Origin of the sequence: Candidatus Pelagibacter communis (assembly GCF_001179985.1) — a bacterium.
GTDB lineage: Bacteria > Pseudomonadota > Alphaproteobacteria > Pelagibacterales > Pelagibacteraceae > Pelagibacter > Pelagibacter ubique_J.
The window spans coordinates 1-958 of sequence record NZ_CVSI01000038.1; the positions used below are offsets into that span (position 1 = coordinate 1).

Annotated in this window: 2 protein-coding genes; both read left to right on the plus strand. The window is 26.4% G+C overall.

Features of this window, described 5'->3' with window-relative positions:
* The coding region (locus AMN80_RS01850; protein ID WP_179850269.1) for a GDP-mannose 4,6-dehydratase at positions 1-359 on the plus strand (359 nt) is incomplete at its 5' end.
* Positions 349-942: an NAD-dependent epimerase/dehydratase family protein gene (locus tag AMN80_RS01855; protein WP_075520314.1), complete on the plus strand. Its 594-nt coding sequence runs from the start codon at positions 349-351 to the stop codon at positions 940-942. The genes AMN80_RS01850 and AMN80_RS01855, both read left to right, overlap by 11 nt.
* The last annotated feature ends 16 nt before the right edge of the window (positions 943-958 follow it).

Sequence of the window (958 nt, forward strand, 5' to 3'; positions counted from 1 at the left end):
ATGCCAGAGATTATGTTGAAGCTATGTGGAAAATATTGCAACAAAAAAAACCTGATGATTATGTTATTGCTACTGGAAAACAACTAAGCATTAGACAGTTTATCAATTTAGTATCAAAAAAATTAAATATGAATATTGCTTGGAAAGGAAAAGGACTTAAAGAAAAAGGCTACGACTCTTTAACAAAAAAAAATATAATACAAATAGATAAAAATTATATTAGACCTCTAGATGTTAACACGCTTTTAGGTAATGCTAGTAAAGCTAGAAAAAAACTTTCTTGGAAACCTAAAATAAACATCAACCAGCTTATAGAAGAAATGATTTCAGAAGAAGTAAAAATTCTAAATGCTAAATAAAAAAGCAAAAATTTTTATAGCTGGACATAAGGGTATGGTAGGCTCAAGTATATGCGAAAAATTAAAAAAAAATGGTTATAGAAATTTGCTATTTGAAGATAAAAAAAAACTTAACTTATTAGATCAAAATAAAGTCTACAAATACTTAAAAAAAAATAAGCCAAATTTAGTCATAATAGCGGCAGCAAAAGTTGGAGGGATACTTGCAAACTCTAAATCAAAGGAAAGGTTTTTGTATGAAAACTTACAAATCCAAAACAATTTAATTCATGGCTCATATTTAGCAAAAGTAAAAAACCTAATTTTTTTAGGATCAAGCTGTATATACCCAAAAAATTGTAAACAGCCTATGAAAGAAGAATACCTTATGTCTGGAAAATTAGAGAAAACAAATGATGCTTATGCTATCGCAAAAATTGCGGGAATTTATATGTGTAAAAATTACTCTAAGAGCTATAATCTAAATTATAAATGTTTAATGCCTCCAAATATGTATGGCCCAGGTGATAATTACGACTTACAAAAATCTCATTTTTTTCCAGCTCTAATTAATAAAATTACTATTGCAAAAAAAAAAAATTAAAAAATTTATTATTTTG

Coding starts and splice junctions, on each gene's coding strand:
- AMN80_RS01855 (WP_075520314.1), top strand. CDS start 349: ATGCTAAATAAAAAAGCAAAAATTTTTATAGCTGGACATAAGGGTATG.